Raw genomic sequence first — 20,054 nt, forward strand, 5'->3', positions numbered from 1 at the left:
AGTTATGAATGTATAGATGAAAAAGATTTCTAAGAGGGTAATATATAGAAAATTAAAAAATTTAAGAAAGTTAGTGAAGTATGAAGGATTTGCAAATTTAATTGACTAAATATTACAAGATTATAACTCTATGTTATTTACTAACTTTGAGCCCAGTTAGTCCCACAGAACAACATAATGCATTCCAGAATGTTTTTACACCACTCCAAAATGAACCAAACCATGATGATTTTTGTACAGAAGGGGCCATTTGAGTCGCAGGTGAGTTGATAGGCTCTAAATGTTGAACACCTTGACCAAAAGGTTGGGTTGATTCTTTCAGCTCTAGAAGTACTTCGTCACGCTGCTCAAAACCAACTGGTGAATTAAGTCGTTGCTCTGCATTTACAATTGCACTACCTGCAGTAGTCATCAACAATGCAAGTGCCATAGCGCATGCGCCAACTTTATAATTACGTTTTGTTACAATATGTTTCATGATGAAACATCTCCTTTATATAGATATTTGCTTCCTCCTATCGGAAACGTAGTAACAGTATAGCACAAAAAAATAACTCAAAAACCAACTTTAGAAAAAGATTATATAAAAACCAGAAAACTACCTGAAAAAATTGAAAACGTTATACAAAACGTAGAAAAAATGACACTATTTCGCTCATTTCACTTGTTCCTATCAATTTTCAACATGATAAAGGATAGCAATATCTCTTGTTGAAATTTTCTCTCACATCCAACTTAATGTTATATATAATCCATTCAAATATATAACAACTGATATGGATTATCAGAATAGCAAAAGGCATGCCCTTAAAAATATAAGTTACATGCCTTTTCACAATTTTTGTCAAATTCATAATGGAAAAAGAACCTAGATTCATTCAGAAATTATACTTATTGTACTGTTACAACCAACTTTATGTCTAAGAATAATCGTTTACAACATACTACACTAATTTACTCGCTGCTGCTTGGTCGAGGATGAGGATGACATTGTCATGGTTTTGGAGGACGCTTGCTGGGACATCTTCTGTCACTGCCCCTTCCACAGTCGCCTTAATGGCGTCAGCTTTTTCCTGACCATAGGCCATGAGAACAATGGTCTTGGCTGCCATAATGTTGGCGATGCCCATGGAGATAGCTTGTTTTGGTACATCTTCTGGATTGTCAAAGAAGCGGGCGTTGGCTTCAATGGTTGATGGCGCCAATTCAACCAGATGAGTCTGACCATCAAATGGAGCACCTGGTTCGTTGAAACCGATATGGCCGTTGCGACCGATACCCAAAATTTGGAAATCAACCGGATGTTCAGCCAAAATTTTATTGTAACGTTCTGTTTCAGCAACTACATCTGTCGCCAAACCATTCGGTAAATAAGATTTCTTAAACGGTTTGTCATTGAAAAGATTTTCCTTCATAAAATGAATATAGGATTGGTCGCTCTCCTCACCTAGACCAACATACTCATCCAAGTTTACAGATGTCACATTCGAAAAGTCTAAATCTGACTCACGAATCAATCTGTAAAATTCTAACGGACTGGAGCCTGTTGCCAAACCTAATACCTTGGCACCTCCGTTCAATTTTTCTCTCAAAATGTCTAATGCTACAGTTGCTCCTTCAACTTGATTGTTTACTACATGAATTTTCATAACACACCTCTTTGGTCTATACCATTTATTGTTTTTCTTTATTATATGGTATAGACCAATTTTTGTCAAGAATTTATACTTATAGAGTATTACATCAGCACGAATAATTTTAATTCTCTTCCCATCCATCAAGACTTAAGTGTCTAACTATGATATAATACATTTATGACAGATGTGCTTTTTTACTTATTTTTTATTGGTATTCTGTTCTGCCTTACTGGCTATTTTATTTCTAAATCAAAGGTCCTAAAGTTTATTTTCTACCTGATTGGTAGTCTATTGGTGGCTTTGCCATTTGCCCTATTGATTTATTTTACCTATATTTTATTTTAGTCTAAGGAGTGAATATGAATACTGCAGATTTTGATTTTGATTTACCCGAAGAGCTTATCGCTCAAGTTCCCCTTGAAAAGCGCGACAGCTCTAAATTATTGATCCTCGACCGCGAAAAACGGAGCATGGTTGACAGTCACTTTGACCATATCATCGACCAGCTAAATCCCGGTGATGCTCTGGTCATGAACAATACACGTGTTCTGCCTGCCCGTCTCTATGGCTACAAGCCTGAAACTATGGGACATGTTGAGCTTTTGCTTTTGAAAAATACCCAAGGTGATCAGTGGGAAGTTCTTGCCAAACCAGCAAAACGTCTGAAGGTCGGTACCACAGTCGCTTTTGGTGACGGACGATTAACTGCTACTATCGTAGAAGAATTAGAACACGGTGGAAGAATTGTTGAATTCTCCTATGAAGGTATCTTCCTTGAAGTCTTGGAAAGTCTAGGCGAAATGCCACTTCCACCTTACATTCATGAAAAATTAGAAGACCGTGAACGCTATCAAACAGTTTATGCTAAGGAAAACGGTTCTGCCGCAGCCCCAACTGCTGGACTACATTTCACCCAAGAATTACTCGAAAAAATCGAAGCTAAAGGAGTGAAGCTAGTCTATTTGACTCTTCACGTTGGACTTGGGACCTTCCGACCAGTCTCTGTTGATAACGTTGATGAGCATGAAATGCACTCGGAATTCTATAACCTATCAGCAGAAGCTGCTCAAACCCTCAATCAGGTCAAAGATAGCGGTGGTCGTATCGTCGCAGTCGGCACGACATCCATCCGCACCCTCGAAACCATCGGTAATAAATTTGATGGCCGTTTGGAAGCTGATTCTGGTTGGACAAATATCTTCATCAAACCTGGCTACAACTTCCGAATCGTTGATGCCTTCTCAACCAATTTCCACCTGCCAAAATCTACTTTGGTTATGCTAGTTTCTGCCTTTGCAGGTAGAGAATTTACGTTAGATGCCTATAAACATGCTGTTGAAGAACGTTACCGCTTCTTTAGTTTTGGGGATGCAATGTTTATTCAATAGGCTGTTATCACCAATTTATTCTGAGTTCAGATTTTATTTTCCTTACATCTCAAGGAGGGCCCTATGAACAAGATTGAAAGCCGCCATCAGCTGATCCTGTCTCTAATCATGGAGAAGAAAATACATACCCAGCAGGAATTGCAAGAATTACTAGAGGTCAACGGAGTCTCCGTCACCCAATCTACCCTCTCCCGTGACATCAAGATGCTCAATCTTGTCAAAGTCAACGAAGATGATTCTTCTCACTATGTCATCAACCCCATTGCTCCTACTCGCTGGGAAAAACGACTGCGACTCTATATGGAAGATGCTTTGGTCATGCTAAAACCTATCCAACATCAAGTGGTGCTCAAGACCCTACCTGGATTGGCCAACTCATTCGGTTCTATTTTGGATGCCATGGAGATTCCTCAAATTGTAGCGACCGTCTGCGGTGACGATGTCTGTCTCATCATTTGTGAAGATGTCGAGGGGGCACAAGCTTGCTTCGAGCACTTGAAACAGTTTACTCCACCATTTTTCTTTAGTAAATTATAAAAATTTGTGTTCACAAACAACATACTTAATTTTAAAGATAATTTTTCAAATAAATATCAATAACTTCCCTTTATACTCATAAACGAAAATCTCCCGTAATAAGATTTATTACGGGGATTTTTAGTAGCCTATAAAAAATTATCCTGTTATTCATAGCCTTCTAGTTTACTTTTTGTACAAGGCAATGAGCTACATGCTATACTTGGGTACAGCAAAGCGAGTGAAAGAAAAACTAGATAACTATATAATTACAATTAGAAAGCCCTGAACATTCACTCAAATGGCTATGTTACTCCTCTTTCCTCCGGCGACTAGCAAATGCCAGACCAAGCATACCAAGGAGAGAGAATCCAAGACCATCTACTGCGCCTGTATTTGGCAATTCTTTCTTCTGAGAAGCTGCTTGCTGGGAGCGTGACTGCTCACTGCTTGGTTTTGATACGAGGGATAAAGGTGTGACAGATGGTCCATAGTTTGATGTCAGGTATCCCTTAAAGGCAGGGCGTGGTTCTGCTTGGACACTTTTTCCTTTAGCAGTAATCAGAGGTAGCTTGCCTTCTGGTAAGGGCTCCGCTTTGACGCTGTCTCCTTTTGCTGTCACAGGAACTAACGCTTCACGCGCTGCTTTTACTTCTGCCAAGTAACCATCAACAAACGCTTGGTTATTTCTACTTAGTTTCCAATCAATCTTGTTCAAGACCTCTTTTAAAGTCGCCACGCTCTCTGGTGTATAGGAATTTAAATCAGTAGGAATCTTCCCAACTTCTTCTCGCAAATCTCGGTACTCTGCCCAAAAATAATCAGAATTGTTTTCCGTAAAACTGTGCAAAAGTTTTTTAATTGAGTCATAGCTGTAAGGCTTGCTTGGGTCATCTGCCCATACCGCAACCATGCTACCGATAATGGGTACCTTAGTATTCTCAGATTTCGGTACTTGATCAAACCTTGTTGATTTAGTTCCTCGAAGACCTTGATCAAGGTTATACCATCCCAAACCTTCTGCTTCACGTCCAATAACATAGTACCAAGCATCATTTGTATTAAGAATTTTATGCCCTTTTTCATGAAGGAATTTTGAGGAAGCAACATCATATCCTCCCCAACCTCCTGTCCAGAAAGAAGCAATAATGTCTTTATCAAAAGTACCCGAACTAGTATCGTGGTTATAATAGATACCGTCATTGAAAGCCATTGGCTCTAAACCATGCTTCTTGACGATAGCTGCTAAATCATTGGCATATTGAATAAACTTACCATAATCACCTTGTGTCTGAAGAATGTGCCATCCAGAAGCATTTGTAGCATCGTTAGCATACTCATCTAAGCCAATATTGAAAATTTTAGATTTGCCTGCAAAGTAACTAGCATATTTATCAATTAAGGCTTTAGTAAAAGCAACTGCTTGGTCATTTTTTAAATCAACTGTACGTGCAGATGTTTTACCATTATAACTAAATTTTGGCGATTTTATCCCCAATTCTTCCATTGCTTCTACAATCGCATCCATATGCCCTGGGCTATTGATAGTTGGAATAATGGAAATATTTTTTTCCTTAGCATAAGCAAGGATATCATCCATCTCACTCTGGCTTAAGGTTGTACCGTTTGGATCGTCATAATAATGCTTATTACCATTTATTATTGCTTTCCTAACTGCTTCACTGTCATACACCTTATCTCCAACGGTCAAATTCATATCATCTAATAAAAATCTCAGACCATCATTTCCCAATAAGAGGTTCATATCCGTGTAACCATAAGAAGAAATTAAATCAATAATCTCCTTTATCTGATTTACAGAGAAATACTTGCGACCGGCATCAAGTGAAAAGACTTTGGACAAAGCTAGTTTTTCTTGATCAACAATAGGTTTTTCTGGTTCTGCTTCAGGATGAGCAGCTACAAAAGTTACTTTTGCTAACTGAACATCACTGGCTTGCAGGCCTTTCTCTGTTCCATCTTCCAACTTATAGGAAATACCTTTGACCGTTGGAAAGACGATCTTCACAAAGTTAGTACCTTTTCGAATGTTGCGAATATCAAATGTAGTGCGTGCATAAGCTGGGGTTGCTTCTACAAAATTATCCACTACAGTAACATTCTCTTTATTCCAGCTTTTGCCGTCAACAGATGAGTACACAGTGAAGTCAATTTCACCGTCTTTTGCATTTATCAAATGTTTGCGAACAGATTTTCCTTCATTAGCCCCTGCTTCTTTATTATAGACAGAATAGTCTTCAAGTGTTTTGTAATAAGTTGTTAAGTGCAAAGCCTCTGGATTAGCAATCTTGTAAACTAGTGCATTTTCGCCATCACCATCAGCATAGAGCCTGCTTGTTTCGTAACGTGGTTGACCTCCATAGTAGAAATTATTTTTGTTTTCATGAGCTGCTTTCCCGTTAGAGACTGTTACGAGGTGACCAAGTTTTTGCTGTGGCTTAATGACATAATCATTAGGCTTGGCATCATCTAGATTATCAAAACGTACCTTACTTTGATCTGCTTTTTGATAAATTCGAACCCAATCAACCAAGTACTCACTATCCTGTTTAGTCATGTTGCGTTTGTAATCAACATCACCAACCCAGCCATCACCAACTTGGGTTTCCAGTATCGGGAACATAGGGCGGGTGTGCATACCATCCCGATCCTTACCACGGTCTGTTTGAAAAACAAATTTTCCATCAATATACCATTTGATGACATCTGGAGTCCATTCGACTTCGTAGACATGGAATTCCTGACTCCAAGCTTCGTAATTCTTATAAGCTGAGCCATCAGATTTTTTATTTTTTGCCAAAATACCAAAATGGTTAGTTGTCCATGCATCCCATGGATTTTGACCAAGGTATTCCAAAACGTCAATTTCGTCATGCCCGGTCTCATCCTGTGCCAACATCCAAATAGCAGGCCAGATTCCCTTAGAGTCATTTACCTTAGCTCGAACAGCCATTCGACCAAATTGGAAAGAATACTTATCTTTAGATTCTAGGCGACCAGAAGACCATGTTACTTTATCTGGTAATTCTTTATCATCATACCGATCGTGCCCAACTGCTTCAACCAAAGCTTTTTTATCCTTGTGGTTCGTGCTACGGATAGACAAATAGCTCTTGTCACCATCTTTTTTGATAGAAACTGCTTTACGATTGTATATAGCCGCATGATTCCACATGCCATCAATAATTTGCCATTTACTTTCATCAATCTTGTCGCCATTAAATTCATCAGACCAGACTAATGTATCGTATTCAGATTTTGGTGGAACGTATTCTGGAGCAGATTCGTCATAAGATTTTCCTCGTCCCATAATCTGAATTTCTGAATAGCGAAGAGGAGTATCGTCTACGCGAGTACCTCTAAAGCGAACATAACGCGCTTTAGAGTTCTTCGGAGTTTTAATCGTTATAATCTGTTCCTTGTCAATGGTGAAATTTTCATTCTTATAGATTGTATTATAATTATTACCATCATTATAATCATCATCCAAATCTATCCGGAAATTACGATACTCTCCAGGAGCTAACTGAACCTTGATTTCCTCAATAGTATAGACATTTCTAAATTCGTATTGAAGATAGGCCTGGTTCCCTATTGATTCTTGAGTAGTATAATTCTCGTCGAACTTGCCATCGTTAATGGCTTCTGGATTGGTTGGAGCCTTACCATAGAAATATGGTTTTTTTAATTTAGCGAGGTTGACTAGCTCGGTTTGTGGTTCTTCATTCGTACCAGCATCTGCTTCAACCTGCGCCAAGACTTCTATCTCGTTAAAGAGAACGCCATTACTATATCCCTTCCAGGAACTGTTTGTATTTTGGATATAATGCCCCCGTCCCCAAATACGAATATAACGAGCATTGATTGGTGTTGGCAATTGGATGACTTGAGGCTGTCCTTTATTTGCAACTGTTTCTTCTACATCTGCCTGTTTGAAAATGACTTCTGTGGTTTCAGGAGAAAAATCTGCACTTGTAGACAATTCCACTTTAACATCTTTAAAAGTAGACACTGCATTGTCATAAGTATTACGATGAATTTTTACAGTATGGACGGGAACTTCTTTTTCAAAATCATACTGAACGTAAACATGATCCCACTTGGAGTAACCGTTATCTGATTCGCCAGTTTCTTTACCAGCAATGATTTTGGTATTGCTATTGGCATCGTCGCTACTACCGTAAGCACTCCCATCGGTAGCTGCATCTGGATTTTTTATAGAAACAGAAGGGACCGTTGATAATTCAGAAACCATCTGATGCTGGCTGTTGGTTACTGGCTTTTTCCCTTCTACCACATTTTTACCAGCTACTTGTGGTTCCTCCTGTTTTTCTTCTGGAGTTGAAGGTTCTGTTTCAGTTGATGGAGTAGCTTCTACAAGTGGTTTTGCTTCAATAGCAGGTGGAGTTTCATTGTTGATTGCTACTGGTTCTCCCTGAGATACTTCCTCTGCTGCAACGGTCTGTCCTGCCCATACCAAAAAACTGGTACAGATGAGAAGCTGACCAAGGATGACTTTTTTCGTAAACTTACTTGTTTCTTTTTTCATTATTTCCTCCTATAAAGTCTGCAAGTTTATCCTACCTATAGCCAAAATAAAGCAGTTTGTAAACCTTTTTAGCCTCGTATAAGACTCAAAATTCAGTTTACTGGTTGATGTGCGATCGCATTTTCTGTCACAAATATAACATGTAAGCGTTTTATTGTAGAATAGTCTAACTTGACTTATTCTATATGCAGATGGGGTCTATTTTTAAAACAGCATATAATAAGTCACACTTTCATATATTTTTGTCCACTTCTTGTAAACAGTGACACATTTCTATCTCATCTTTTTAATGTTATTCTTCATAAGAAAAGCCCTTAGATATTTCACTAAGTGCTTTTAAACTGTAATTTAATAGTCAATGCTGACAATGGCTATTCCGCAGCTAGGCGATAGACTGCCTCAGCATAAATATCCATTGTTTTATATAAGTCTTCTAATGGCATCCGTTCATTTTCCTGATGCTCTGTTTGTTCTGTATCTGGGAAACATGCACCAAAGGCCACACAGTTTGGCATAGTACGAGCAAAGGTGGCCCCACCTGACGAGATTGGCTCGCTTGTCAAATCTCCTGTCTTATCTTGATAAACAGACATGAGCGTAGATACCAGCTGGCTGTCTAATGGCACATACAAGGAAGCAAGGTAGTCGTACTCTTCATAGGTCAAGCCACATGATTGCGCTTTGGCTTGTAAAGTAGAAACTAGGGCTTCTTTATCCGCAGTGACAGGAATACGAATGTCCAAGCGAATTTCTGATTTTTTTGCGCTAATGGTTAGACCTGCAATATTGAAACTGAGTGTCCCTGATGGTTCATCAGTCACATCACCAAAAAGCTTAAATCCTGTAGCATCTTCACCAACTGCATTGACGATAAAGTCCAAGGCTGGATGGCTTTCGAAATGTTCCAAGGCCTTTGCCAAACGAACGATGGCATTGACCCCCTCGGCAGCATCCTTGGCGTGCCGCGAAATACCAAGAACCGTTACTTGATCATCTTTTGTTTCATAATCAAAGCCTAATTGATCTAATTCCGCAATAACTCCTGCTAATAAATGACCAGAATAGCTTGCCTTGGCAGGTACTACGTTATAAGCAGTTCCCGCTTCGATACTCAGACAAGGGTGACCTGGACCATGCAATTTGGCCTGTAACAATCCTTTTTCAGCATAAGTCAAAGGGAAGGAAGAATCTGGCGCAAAGCCCATAGTTGCCACTTCTTCCAACTGATTGTAGCGGTTCATACACCGCCATAAGGTCTCTTCATCTGTTCCAAAAATGAAACGAATCCGTTTGTTAAATTGGACTCCCGCATCAAGAAGTGCTTTTACTGCAAATAAGGCCGCCATCGAAGGACCTTTATCATCCTGAACCCCGCGTCCAATAATATAATCTCCCTCTACCACAGCCTCAAAAGGCGGCGTCTGCCATTGACTAAGATCACCAGCAGGTACCACATCTAAGTGGCAAAGGATTGCTAATAATTCTTCGCCTTGCCCAATTTCAGCATAGCCATAATAGCCAGCAGGGTCTAAATAAGTTTTAAAACCCATTTTTTCCGTCAAAGCCAACGTGTGCTCCAGAACATCCTGAATCGCTTGACCAAATGGCGTATCTGCCTGATGTTCTTGCAAAACAGAAGGAAAAGCAACCAGTTCTTGGATGGCTTGAATACATGCCTCCTGATGCGATGACTGAATAAAACTTGTTCTCATTGTGTCCCCTTTCAACATAATAAGATATGATATATTTTCTAGCACTATTCTATCATAAAAGGAAAAACTGAGCCAAATTTTATCTGTATTCATGATAAAATCTGACCCAGAATTTCGATTAGAAGAATGTCGCAATGACCAAAATAGCTATGGAGGCAATCATGATGCCTACGATTAACTTACCTACAAATTTATACCAAGTACCAATTTCAACACGACCAAGTGCCAAGGCTCCCATTACAATACCTGATGTTGGAGCTACCAAGTTCAAGAGACCTGATGCAGCTTGGAAAGCTGTGATAACCAAGCTTGCTGGTACATTTACAAACTCACCAAGAGGTGCCATGATACCCATAGAAGCCCCTGCAAGACCTGATGAAGATGGAATCAAGAAGGACATTGGTAGGTAGAAGAGATAGGTCAAAATGATGAATACTTGTGAAGATAAACCTTGCAATCCTTCTTCACCCATGTGGAGAATAGTGGCAGTAATCATACCATCGTTCATGATGACTTGAATACCACGCGCGATAGCACAAATCAAAGCTACGCTGAAAATATCAGCCGCACCGAACATGAAGGATTTTACCAAACGTTCTTCACTCATACCATAAACTAAACCAACTACAATCCCTGCGATACCAAAGAGCATTGCTCCTTCTGGGAAGTACCAAGTACCAAGAGCAGCTGTTGAAGAACCAATCACTTGACCGATGAACGGAAGACCAATCAACCAATCTTTAAATTGTGTAAAGATAGTAACACCCAAGTCTTCCCATGGTATAAAGCTACAAATCATGAGAACAAATGTTAATACAAATACCCAGAGAACACGTTTTTGAGCTGGTGATAATTCTGCATTCACTTCTTGAGTTGCTGTTACATTAAAGTGTTGCATGTCCGCTTCACGTTGTTTATAAACCAAGGACTTAGTCGGATCATTTTTCACTTTCTCAGCATAGTTGGCTACAAAGAGAACCCCCATCAAGAGAATAACAACGAAGAAGACAAAGCGCCAAATCATACCGTCCGCAACACTTACACCTGCTGCATCAGAGGCTACAACTGTCGCAAATGGGTTTACAGTAGAAGCCAAACAGCCGATTTGAGAACCTAGCAAGATGATGGCTACACCAGTAATACTATCAAAACCAACCGCCATCATAACAGGAACAAGGAGCGGGAAGAAAGCCATTGTTTCTTCACCCATACCATAGGTTGAGCCTCCCAAGGCAAACAAAGGCATGAGGATGTAAATCAACATTTTTTCACGACCTTTGAAGCGTTTTACAATAGAAGCAATCCCTACATCAAGTGCACCTGTTTCGTTAACTACACCAAGAAAGGCACCAACCATGATGATGAAGAATGCTACGTTAATCGCTGCTTCAGTCGCACCGTGACCAAGCATGGCACGAACTGGAGCCATAAAAACATCGTAAATCCCTTGTGGATTTTGAGCAACCTTCTCATAGGTACCAGCCACCAAATGTCCGGCTTCATCAACCTGATACTGACCAGCTGGAATAATCCATGTCATCACTGCCATAAAGGCAATAATGAGCATCAATATTGTATAAGATGAAGGCAATTTAAAGCCTTTTTTCACTTTTTCGCTCATCGCAAAAACCTCCTATAATATTTTAAAAGTTTATCCCCTATTTAAGGGAAATTGTATCCGTAATAACCGTATCAATCAAATATCCACCTATCTTCAAGAGATGTCTATCTCCTTCAGAGTATAGTCGTTTAGTTTGCTTTGAGTACAAGGCTACGGAGTTTCTTCTTGCGTCGAAGTAATTAAAGATAAACCAAATGACTATAAAGTCTGAAATCATTGCTTATAGATAGATACTTGATAGGAAATGGATGAGAGGGGAGGAAGCTTAGAAGCCCAGACCTTCATGTTTCGATTAAAGGGAACCCTTGTGGGACTATCAACACTTCCACTCCCCTGACTCCATCAATAAATAACCCATCTAGTTTAAAAACTATATTTGCATGCAGAGTACATCAATAAAGAGAAGCCTCAACGATACATACAGCTGCTTAATCTTTGACAATGATCGTGCCGCTATCGGATTCAATCAAAGCGCCTAAGTTTTCTAATGAGGTAATGACCGCTTTTGATTGCGGCTTATTGTTTACAAAAGCAATAGCTGCTTCAACTTTCGGTAGCATGGAACCTGGTGCGAATTGATTTTGTTTGATATATTCTTCCAATTCAGCCACGGTAACTGTTTCTAATTTTTCTTGGTCTGGTTTGTTGTAGTTAACAAAGACATAGTCTACACCTGTCAAGACGATAAACAAGTCTGCATCAACCAATTCTGCCAAACATTGAGAAGCAAAGTCCTTATCGATAACTGCTTCCACACCGGTAAGAGTACCGTCTGCTTCTTGGACAACTGGAATACCTCCGCCTCCAGCAGCTACGACTACCTCACCTGCATTGAGAAGGGTACGAATGGTACCTATTTCTTTGATTCCTACAGGTTTTGGCGAAGCAACGACTTTGCGCCAGCCACGACCGGCATCTTCTTTGAAGGTTGCACCAGTCTTTTCTGCTTCTGATTTCGCTTCTTCTTCTGTATAGAATGGTCCAATCGGCTTGGTCAAATTTTCGAAGGCGGGATCATTCTTATCTACGATAACCTGGGTCACAACAGATGCTACATCTTTTTCAATGCCTTCCTTGAGCAATTCATTTTCCAAGGCATTTTGCAACCAGAAACCAATCGAACCTTCTGTCATGGCTACCAAACTGTCTAGTGGAAAAGCTGGGTTCTTTTCCGAATCAGCAGCAAGGTTTTGAAGAAGTAAGTTTCCAACCTGAGGACCATTACCATGTGTGATAATAAGGTCGTCCCCATTTTTTATCAATTTTACAAGGTGCTTGGCTGTTTGTACCAAGGCCTCTTTTTGTGCTTTAGCCGATGGGTCGGACGATAAAATGGCATTGCCACCCAAGGCTACTACAATTTTACGATTTGCCATATCTCTTGCTTTTTCCTCACTTTCGCGAAATAGTAATCGCTTACACATCTATCCTCAAAATATGGGGGCTGGGTGCCAGCCCCCGGAGGTTGCGATGCGTTATTAGATCGTTAATTATTACACATGTGGAACAAATGGATCCCCTAAAGTAGCCGCCATCACTGCTTTAATAGTGTGCATACGGTTTTCAGCTTGGTCGAAGTGACGAGCATATTTGCTACGGAATACTTCGTCTGTTACTTCCATTTCTTCTACGCCGAATTTTTCAGCGACATCTTTACCATAAACAGTGTTTGTATCATGGAAGGCAGGCAAGCAGTGCAAGAAGATGAGATTTTCATTTTCTGCTTTTTTCACCAATTCCATATTCACTTGGTATGGTTTCAAGAGGGCAACGCGTTCTGCAAATTTATCTTCTTCACCCATTGATACCCAAACGTCTGTATAGAGAACATCTGCACCTTTGACTGCTTCGTCAGCATTATCAGTAATGAGAACACGTGCTCCACTTTCTTTCGCAAAACCTTCAGCCAAGGCAACTACTTCTTCTTCTGGGAAGAGTTCTTTTGGAGAGAAGATATGGACATTGACACCAAGGATAGCGCCTGTTACCAAAAGTGAGTTAGCAACGTTGTTACGGCCATCACCACAGTAAACCAGAGTCAAGCCTTCCAACTTGCCAAAGTTTTCTTTGACAGTCAAGTAGTCCGCCAACATTTGAGTTGGGTGCCATGCATCTGTCAAACCATTCCATACTGGCACACCAGAGAATTCTGCCAATTCTTCCACCATTTTTTGACTGAAACCACGGAATTCAATACCGTCGAACATGCGTCCCAAAACTTTAGCAGTATCTTCTGTAGATTCTTTCTTACCAAGTTGGATGTCATTTGCACCAAGATATTCTGGATGGGCACCAAGGTCAATAGATGCTACTGTGAAGGCAGCACGAGTACGTGTTGATGTTTTTTCAAACAAGAGAGCAATATTTTTACCTTCCAAATAACGGTGTGGAATATTGCGTTTTTTCAAATCTTTCAAATGAGCTGAGAAATCAATCAACCATTCCAATTCTGCGCGTGTGAAATCTTTCTCTGCAAGGAAATGTCTACCTTTAAATACGTTTGTCATTGTCTCTTCTCCTAATGTTTAAATAAATTTTGTCAATGTCTGGCACCATTCTCCATCTTCTTGATAAACTTCAGAAGTTGCTTGGTAGCCAACTGACTCATAAAAAGTCTTTGCAGTTAACTCCGAATGTATATTCAACTGATGAAAGCCTGCTTCACGTGCGTAAGCTTCCAAAGAGCTGATAATCATTTTTCCATAGCCTTTTCCACGAAAATTCGGTAGAGTGGCTATTCGGGTTAGACGAGCTTGACCAGGACCGACAGGAAGAAAACGTCCCGTTGAAACAGGCTCTTCACCAATAAAGAGATTGGCGTAAACTCTTCCTTCCGTATCATTCTGGTCAAATTCATCTTCCTTTGCAATACCACGCTCAAGGACAAATACCTTATAGCGGACATAGATAGAGGCTGCGCGTTGCCATTCTTCCGAACCGATTGTTGTTCGTTCTATACTTGGCATTAGATGTCTTCCCGTTCAAACGGCATTGACATACAACGAGGTCCACCACGACCGCGAACCAATTCGCTTCCGCCAATCTTAATCAAACGAAGCCCTTTGGACTCGAGGATAGCATTGGTAATCGTATTGCGTTTGTAAACAACTACCACACCTGGTGCAATAGTCAATGTATTTGAACCATCATTCCATTGCTCACGACCAGCAGCAACCATATCACCGCCACCACAACGGATCAATTCTACTTTTTCAAGACCAAGGTTCGCAGCCAAAAGTTCTGCCAAGTCACCATGTTCTTCTTCAATATGAAGCGTATCATTTTCATAGGTTACAGAGAAGACACGAAGGTCACCTTCAATTTCTGGGTGGATAGTAAACTTATCATAGTCAACCATGGTAAATACTGTATCCAAGTGCATGAATTTACGGTTGTTAGCAAATTCGAATGCCAATACTTTCTTGAAACCAACATGCTGTTCAAAAATATTTACCAATAGTTTTTCAATTGATGCAGCGTCAGTACGTTGTGAAATACCTACTGCCAAAACATCTTTTGAAAGAACCAATTCGTCACCACCCTCTATACGAGTAGTTTCTTCACGATTGTAAACCAATGGAACTTTTCCACCGTATTCTGGGTGATGAGTGAAGATGTATTTACCATACAAGGTTTCACGGTTCCGTGTTTCTGAATACATGTGGTTAAGAGAAACAGCATTACCAATCGTAGCAAATGGATCCCGTGTGAAGTAAAGGTTTGGCATTGGGTCTATTGCAAATGGGTAAGAGGATTCAACCAAATCTGTCAAACCTTTTTCTTCAGAAGGGATTTCTGGCAATTCTGCCTTTTGAACACCAGCCATCGTTTTCTCAACCAGTTCTTGATTATCTTCAATAGACATCAACAGCTTACGAATTGCCTTTTTAGTTGCCCGGCCACGAATGTTAGCTTCTTCGAGATATTCATCAATAAATTGTTCACGAATTTCAGGTGTAACAAGTGACTCAGCAGCTAATTTTTCCAAGTAGAGCACTTCGACACCTTCATCACGAAGAGCTTGAGCAAAAGCATCATGCTCTTTCTGTGCATCTTCTAAGAATGGAATATCATCGAAGAGTAGGCGTTCTAGGTAGTCAGGCATAAGGTTTTCAATTTCCTTACCTGGTCTGTGTAACATAACTTTTTTCAGCTTACCAATTTCTGAAAAAACATGAATTGGATGGTTTGACATGATCTGTCCTCCTTGTAGATTTATACATGATGGGAAACGAGGAGGACCGTACGCTTTCCTGCCTCTCATTTCCTCTTTACATCCATAGTTTAACAGAGCAAAAAAACAAAAACTTGAAAACGCTCACATTTATTTTGAGAAATTCTTCACATTTTTAACCTTATTTATAAATAATTATCGATTATATCACCTATATTCTGCATAATTCCTTCCGTTATATCATTATATGAATTTTTATTTTTTTATAAAAAAACAGAAACTTCAATGAGTTTCTGTCAAATTTTCTAAGAAATAATCAATATCTAAATACGTTAACTGTTTATGGCTATAAGCAATTTTACCATCCTGTTTCAGTTGCTTCAAAACATGGCTAACCGTTTCCCGTGTCGTAGCTGCTAAACGCGAAATCTCCTGAATATGAATTTCAAATGGCAAGGTAGCAAACTGATCGCGCTGGCACATATCCCAATAAAGAAGAGCCAAGGCTTGAACGACTCGATCTGATGCCTTGGAACGCATCGCATTTCGCAAGCGCAACTCTTGAAAACGAAGTACCTTGGATAATTTTTGACAGATATAAGCCATTTGACTAGGATTTATCTTCGACAAGGTTTCAAACAAGACCATCGGCACAATAAAATACTCTAGGTCCGTTATGGCAATGGCAGTATAATGATAAGGTTTGTCCTGAAACATATCTCCAAAAGGAAAGGCACCACCCTGCCGAATATAGTCTAAATACGTAAAACTATCCGTCTCATCATATTGCTCAATCCGAGCATAGCCCTTATACAATACAAATAGATAATCTCTAGGATCCTCTGCGTAAAAAAAGATTTGTCCCTTAGGAATCTTTCGAAAACGAATATGCTTAGCTAATTGATCAAAGCTATCACGTGTCAAACGTTCAAAAGTTGGATGTCCCCTTAGATAATCATATTGTTCGTTGCTTATCATCAAAACTCCTTTCTAGCTAAAGTATCCTTCTATCTATTTTAACATATATTAATGTTCTATGCTAATCATTACTGAAAAATTCATAAAACAGGATCATTCCTATGAAGAGGAATACTATTACAGCTAATACAAAAAAACTGGTCCTCTCGAACCAGTCTTAGTATCGTCGAATAAATTAACTTTTAGACAAGGAACTGAGGTGCAAGCAATACTAGAATACAGCAAGCCGAAAGTAATGATATATCAAAGGTAATTCAAATGACTATAACATTCTATGTATACCTATCTAGTCAGTCAATTCATCCGCAATCTTATTGATTTTCCGCAAACGATGGTTGACACCACTTTTAGTGATCGGTACCGTTAGACTATCTGCCAATTGCTGAATGGAATAGTCTGGATGCTGAATTCGCAACTGGGCAATCTCCTGCAAGTCACCTGACAACTGATCTAGACCGATAGTATCCATGATTTTGATAATATTATTGATTGTTTTCATACTAGCATTGACTGTCTTTGCAATATTAGCGGCTTCCGCATTTGTAGCTCGATTTAGGTCATTGCGAGCTTCACGAAGCAATTTAACATTCTCAAATTCTGTCTTTGTCTCTTCTGCTCCAATCACCAAAAGAAAATCCATAATGTCCTCTGCACGTTGCAGATAGGTAATGGTTCCCTTACTTCGCTCAATGACTTTGGCATCCAAAAGAAATTTCTGCATCAGATTGGCCAGGTCATTGGCATGGTCACTATAGACAGAAGCTATTTCAAGCTGGTATTTTCCTTTTTCAGGATCCTTAACAGAGCCTGCCGCTAAAAATGCTCCACGAAGATAGGCTTGACTCCATGAATCATTTTCCAAAACCAAGGGAGAAATCCCCGTCTCTAATCCAAAGAAGCTATCAGCCAAATGCAAATCGTTCAATATCTCATTCACGCCGTCTTCTATCAAAACTGCATACACACGATTCTTTTTGAGATTAGGTTTTTGATGATGGCGAATCTCAGCCTTAATCTGGTAGAAATGGAGTAACAGTTCATAAATGTGACGGGCAATCTTTGCATTTTCCGTGCTGATAGAAAGAGTCAAACCTGATGAAGCTAAGCCCAAACTACCTGATAATTTGATAATAGCAGATAGCTCGCTCTTATTTTGGCTAGACTGAAGCAGCAATTCTTCCTTTACTTGTACTGTAAAACTCATGACCGCACCTGCAAAATCTTGAGCAACTCTTCTACCACCAAGTCACCATCATGGAAAGCTCCGCCATTTTCCAAACGAAGAAAGTTCGAAGAAATCACACGATTAGCCTGTTTTTGTAAACCTGCAAAATCGTGTTTTACCTGTACCAAGTATTCATCAAACTGGTTGCTATTCATATACTCTTGTGGAACTGGCTCAATATTGACCAAAACTGTATCAATGAATTGTTCAGCTAGGTGAGCATTGAGGACCGCCACATGGTCTGCATCTGAGAAAAACTCAGTCTCTCCCCGTTGGGTCATAATGTTGCACACATAGGTCACTTCAGCCTTGGTTTCTTTTAGGGCTTTGCCAATATCAGAAATCATCAGATTCGGCAAGATTGAGGTAAAAAGAGAACCCGGTCCAAGTACAATCATGTCACTTTCCATAATCGTTTCAACTACCTGGCGACTGGCTTTCGGTTCATCATCATTATAAGAATTTGTCACATAGACATGATCAATCATCCCATTATGCTTGGAAATCTTGCTCTCACCTGCTACCTCGGTCCCATCTGTAAAAATAGCATGAAGGGTCAAGGCCTGTTCGCTAGATGGATAAATCCGCCCTGTCGTATGGAAAAAGCGCGTCAACAACCTCATCGCATTGTAGGTTGAACCCTGCATTTCTGAAATACCAGCAATGATGAGATTCCCTAGCGGATGACCAGCCAAGGGTCCATCTGAATCCGCAAAACGATACTGGAAAATTTGTTCATAAAGTTTGGGCATATCCGACATAGCCAATAGGACGTTACGCAAATCACCTGGAGGGGTCACCTGCAAAGCCTGACGGATTTCCCCCGAAGATCCTCCGTCATCAGCTACCGTCACGATAGCGGTAATCTCTACATCCTTATCCCGCAAACTCTTCAAAATGACTGGAATACCAGTCCCGCCCCCGATAACTGTAATTTTTGGTTTTCTCATGAGCGGTTGACCGTCTCCTTCCGTCTGTCCTTATCACGATGACTACGATTAACATTCCAATTTTTCTCTAAATCGTCTGCCAAACGTTTAGCAAAGGCTACGCTTCTATGCTGACCACCCGTACATCCAACTGCAATCGTTAGAACTGATTTTCCTTCCTTCTGATAACCAGGAAGAATCGGTTCTATCAAGCCGAGCAAATGACTATAAAACTCTTCCGATTCTTGATGCTCCATGACATAGTCAAAGACAGGAGCATCCAGACCAGTCAAATTACGCAACTCCAACTTGTAGTAGGGATTTGGTAAGAACCGAACGTCAAAAACCAAGTCTGCATCCAGAGGGAGTCCATATTTGAAACCAAAGGACATCACTTCTATGCGAAACGACGGCTGATTATCTTGACTAGCAAACTGCTCCGAGATTGCCTTACGGAGATTACGAGGTGTCAGCTCAGTCGTGTCAATAACATTTTGACTCATATTTTTCAAGGGAGCCAAAAGTTCACGCTCTAGCTGAATCCCGTCCAAAACACGACCATCAGCCGCCAAAGGATGGGAACGACGAGTTTCTTTATAGCGAGCAACCAATTCACTATCCGTCGCATCCAAGAATAGGACTTTAAAATCTAAATCCTCTGCCCCCTCAATCTCATCCAACACCTCTCGAATCTCCGAGAAGAAGGATCGACTCCGCATATCTACAACAAGAGCAATCTTATTGTTATCCTGGCTATGACGAATCAACTCTAAAAACTTTGGCAAGAGAGTCGGTGGCATATTGTCAATGGTAAAATAACCCAAGTCCTCAAAAGACTGAATGGCTACTGTCTTACCAGCTCCCGACATCCCTGTCACAATCACTAAATGGAGTTTGTCCGACATGACATTCCCTCCTTTTCTCTTCTAATCAATAACTGCAATAACTTCAATCTCAACCTTAACATCACGTGGCAAGCGTGCAACTTCCACCGCTGAACGAGCTGGAAAATCTGCTGAGAAAGCTGTTTTATAAACTTCATTAAAGGCTACAAAATCATTCATATCTTTTAGGAAACAAGTCGTCTTCACCACATGGTCAAAGTCTGTTCCTGCTTCTGATAAAATTGCTGCGATATTTTTCAAGACTTGCTCAGTCTGCTCCTGAATGGTTTCACCAACCACTTCACCAGTTTCAGGTGACAAAGGAACTTGCCCAGAGGCAAAGAGGAAATTTCCAACAACCTTCCCTTGAACGTATGGGCCAATTGCTGCAGGTGCCTTATCTGTGTGAATGGTTTTCAT

Annotated in this window: 16 protein-coding genes; 2 read left to right on the plus strand and 14 right to left on the minus strand. The window is 40.1% G+C overall.

Translation table 11 applies throughout. The features are described 5' to 3' along the window. Positions 1-133 precede the first annotated feature (133 nt). Complete coding sequence (locus ODU37_RS01790; protein WP_398580407.1) at positions 134-478, minus strand: SSU0592/SSU0593 family protein; 345 nt, start codon at positions 476-478, stop codon at positions 134-136. A gap of 466 nt (positions 479-944) precedes the next feature. Next, positions 945-1,649 carry a glucosamine-6-phosphate deaminase gene (locus tag ODU37_RS01795; protein ID WP_023370745.1) on the minus strand — a complete coding sequence of 235 codons (705 nt, stop codon included), beginning with the start codon at positions 1,647-1,649 and terminating at the stop codon, positions 945-947. A gap of 347 nt (positions 1,650-1,996) precedes the next feature. On the opposite strand from ODU37_RS01795, the gene queA reads away from it, so the two are divergent. Both queA and ODU37_RS01805 read left to right on the plus strand, forming a co-directional pair. Next, positions 1,997-3,025, plus strand: coding sequence for a tRNA preQ1(34) S-adenosylmethionine ribosyltransferase-isomerase QueA (gene queA / locus ODU37_RS01800; protein WP_014638187.1), 1,029 nt, complete (start codon positions 1,997-1,999; stop codon positions 3,023-3,025). A 63-nt stretch (positions 3,026-3,088) separates the two neighbouring features. After that, entirely contained in the window at positions 3,089-3,562 is a 474-nt protein-coding gene (locus ODU37_RS01805; RefSeq protein ID WP_002941715.1) for an arginine repressor, read from the plus strand. A 289-nt stretch (positions 3,563-3,851) separates the two neighbouring features. Here the strand turns inward: ODU37_RS01805 and ODU37_RS01810 are convergent, their stop codons facing one another. The 12 genes from ODU37_RS01810 to ODU37_RS01865 form a co-directional block, all read right to left on the minus strand. Beyond that, the gene (locus ODU37_RS01810) at positions 3,852-8,111 is read right to left on the minus strand and encodes a family 16 glycosylhydrolase (RefSeq protein WP_398580408.1); all 4,260 of its coding nucleotides are present in this window, start codon (positions 8,109-8,111) and stop codon (positions 3,852-3,854) included. Between the two features lie 371 nt (positions 8,112-8,482). Beyond that, the gene (locus ODU37_RS01815; protein WP_013730306.1) at positions 8,483-9,823 is read right to left on the minus strand and encodes a dipeptidase; all 1,341 of its coding nucleotides are present in this window, start codon (positions 9,821-9,823) and stop codon (positions 8,483-8,485) included. Between the two features lie 118 nt (positions 9,824-9,941). Beyond that, the gene (locus ODU37_RS01820) at positions 9,942-11,444 is read right to left on the minus strand and encodes a YfcC family protein (protein ID WP_024413009.1); all 1,503 of its coding nucleotides are present in this window, start codon (positions 11,442-11,444) and stop codon (positions 9,942-9,944) included. A 428-nt stretch (positions 11,445-11,872) separates the two neighbouring features. Continuing rightward, positions 11,873-12,820 carry a carbamate kinase gene (gene arcC / locus ODU37_RS01825; protein ID WP_172013457.1) on the minus strand — a complete coding sequence of 316 codons (948 nt, stop codon included), beginning with the start codon at positions 12,818-12,820 and terminating at the stop codon, positions 11,873-11,875. A 117-nt stretch (positions 12,821-12,937) separates the two neighbouring features. After that, positions 12,938-13,951 (minus strand): ornithine carbamoyltransferase, encoded by a 1,014-nt coding sequence (gene argF, locus ODU37_RS01830; protein WP_172013456.1) that lies wholly within the window; start codon positions 13,949-13,951, stop codon positions 12,938-12,940. 18 nt (positions 13,952-13,969) lie between these two features. Next, positions 13,970-14,410: a GNAT family N-acetyltransferase gene (locus ODU37_RS01835; protein ID WP_002941721.1), complete on the minus strand. Its 441-nt coding sequence runs from the start codon at positions 14,408-14,410 to the stop codon at positions 13,970-13,972. Continuing rightward, positions 14,410-15,639, minus strand: a complete 1,230-nt coding sequence (gene arcA / locus ODU37_RS01840; RefSeq protein WP_014736009.1) for an arginine deiminase — start codon at positions 15,637-15,639, stop codon at positions 14,410-14,412. The genes ODU37_RS01835 and arcA overlap by 1 nt, the downstream gene beginning before the upstream one ends. A 261-nt stretch (positions 15,640-15,900) precedes the next feature. After that, entirely contained in the window at positions 15,901-16,596 is a 696-nt protein-coding gene (locus tag ODU37_RS01845) for a Crp/Fnr family transcriptional regulator (RefSeq protein WP_024400157.1), read from the minus strand. A gap of 286 nt (positions 16,597-16,882) precedes the next feature. Beyond that, entirely contained in the window at positions 16,883-17,800 is a 918-nt protein-coding gene (gene whiA / locus ODU37_RS01850) for a DNA-binding protein WhiA (protein WP_002937252.1), read from the minus strand. Then, a complete protein-coding gene (locus ODU37_RS01855; protein WP_024400159.1) occupies positions 17,797-18,771 on the minus strand; it encodes a YvcK family protein in 975 nt (324 codons plus the stop codon). The genes whiA and ODU37_RS01855 overlap by 4 nt, the downstream gene beginning before the upstream one ends. Next, positions 18,768-19,655: an RNase adapter RapZ gene (gene rapZ, locus ODU37_RS01860; protein WP_014736013.1), complete on the minus strand. Its 888-nt coding sequence runs from the start codon at positions 19,653-19,655 to the stop codon at positions 18,768-18,770. The genes ODU37_RS01855 and rapZ overlap by 4 nt, the downstream gene beginning before the upstream one ends. A 21-nt stretch (positions 19,656-19,676) precedes the next feature. After that, on the minus strand, positions 19,677-20,054 hold the full coding sequence (locus ODU37_RS01865; protein ID WP_002937263.1) for a RidA family protein: 378 nt from the start codon (positions 20,052-20,054) through the stop codon (positions 19,677-19,679).

Origin of the sequence: Streptococcus sp. 2021WUSS109 (assembly GCF_044427305.1) — a bacterium.
Classification (GTDB): Bacteria; Bacillota; Bacilli; order Lactobacillales; family Streptococcaceae; genus Streptococcus; species Streptococcus suis.

Excerpts from the sequence above, each read along its gene's own strand:
- queA (WP_014638187.1), top strand. The coding sequence starts at position 1,997 with ATGAATACTGCAGATTTTGATTTTGATTTACCCGAAGAGCTTATCGCT.
- ODU37_RS01855 (WP_024400159.1), bottom strand. The coding sequence starts at position 18,771 with ATGAGAAAACCAAAAATTACAGTTATCGGGGGCGGGACTGGTATTCCA.
- ODU37_RS01795 (WP_023370745.1), bottom strand. The coding sequence starts at position 1,649 with ATGAAAATTCATGTAGTAAACAATCAAGTTGAAGGAGCAACTGTAGCA.
- whiA (WP_002937252.1), bottom strand. The coding sequence starts at position 17,800 with ATGAGTTTTACAGTACAAGTAAAGGAAGAATTGCTGCTTCAGTCTAGC.
- ODU37_RS01790 (WP_398580407.1), bottom strand. The coding sequence starts at position 478 with ATGAAACATATTGTAACAAAACGTAATTATAAAGTTGGCGCATGCGCT.
- ODU37_RS01820 (WP_024413009.1), bottom strand. The coding sequence starts at position 11,444 with ATGAGCGAAAAAGTGAAAAAAGGCTTTAAATTGCCTTCATCTTATACA.
- rapZ (WP_014736013.1), bottom strand. The coding sequence starts at position 19,655 with ATGTCGGACAAACTCCATTTAGTGATTGTGACAGGGATGTCGGGAGCT.
- ODU37_RS01815 (WP_013730306.1), bottom strand. The coding sequence starts at position 9,823 with ATGAGAACAAGTTTTATTCAGTCATCGCATCAGGAGGCATGTATTCAA.
- ODU37_RS01845 (WP_024400157.1), bottom strand. The coding sequence starts at position 16,596 with ATGATAAGCAACGAACAATATGATTATCTAAGGGGACATCCAACTTTT.
- argF (WP_172013456.1), bottom strand. The coding sequence starts at position 13,951 with ATGACAAACGTATTTAAAGGTAGACATTTCCTTGCAGAGAAAGATTTC.
- ODU37_RS01810 (WP_398580408.1), bottom strand. The coding sequence starts at position 8,111 with ATGAAAAAAGAAACAAGTAAGTTTACGAAAAAAGTCATCCTTGGTCAG.
- arcC (WP_172013457.1), bottom strand. The coding sequence starts at position 12,820 with ATGGCAAATCGTAAAATTGTAGTAGCCTTGGGTGGCAATGCCATTTTA.
- arcA (WP_014736009.1), bottom strand. The coding sequence starts at position 15,639 with ATGTCAAACCATCCAATTCATGTTTTTTCAGAAATTGGTAAGCTGAAA.
- ODU37_RS01805 (WP_002941715.1), top strand. The coding sequence starts at position 3,089 with ATGAACAAGATTGAAAGCCGCCATCAGCTGATCCTGTCTCTAATCATG.
- ODU37_RS01835 (WP_002941721.1), bottom strand. The coding sequence starts at position 14,410 with ATGCCAAGTATAGAACGAACAACAATCGGTTCGGAAGAATGGCAACGC.
- ODU37_RS01865 (WP_002937263.1), bottom strand. The coding sequence starts at position 20,054 with ATGAAAACCATTCACACAGATAAGGCACCTGCAGCAATTGGCCCATAC.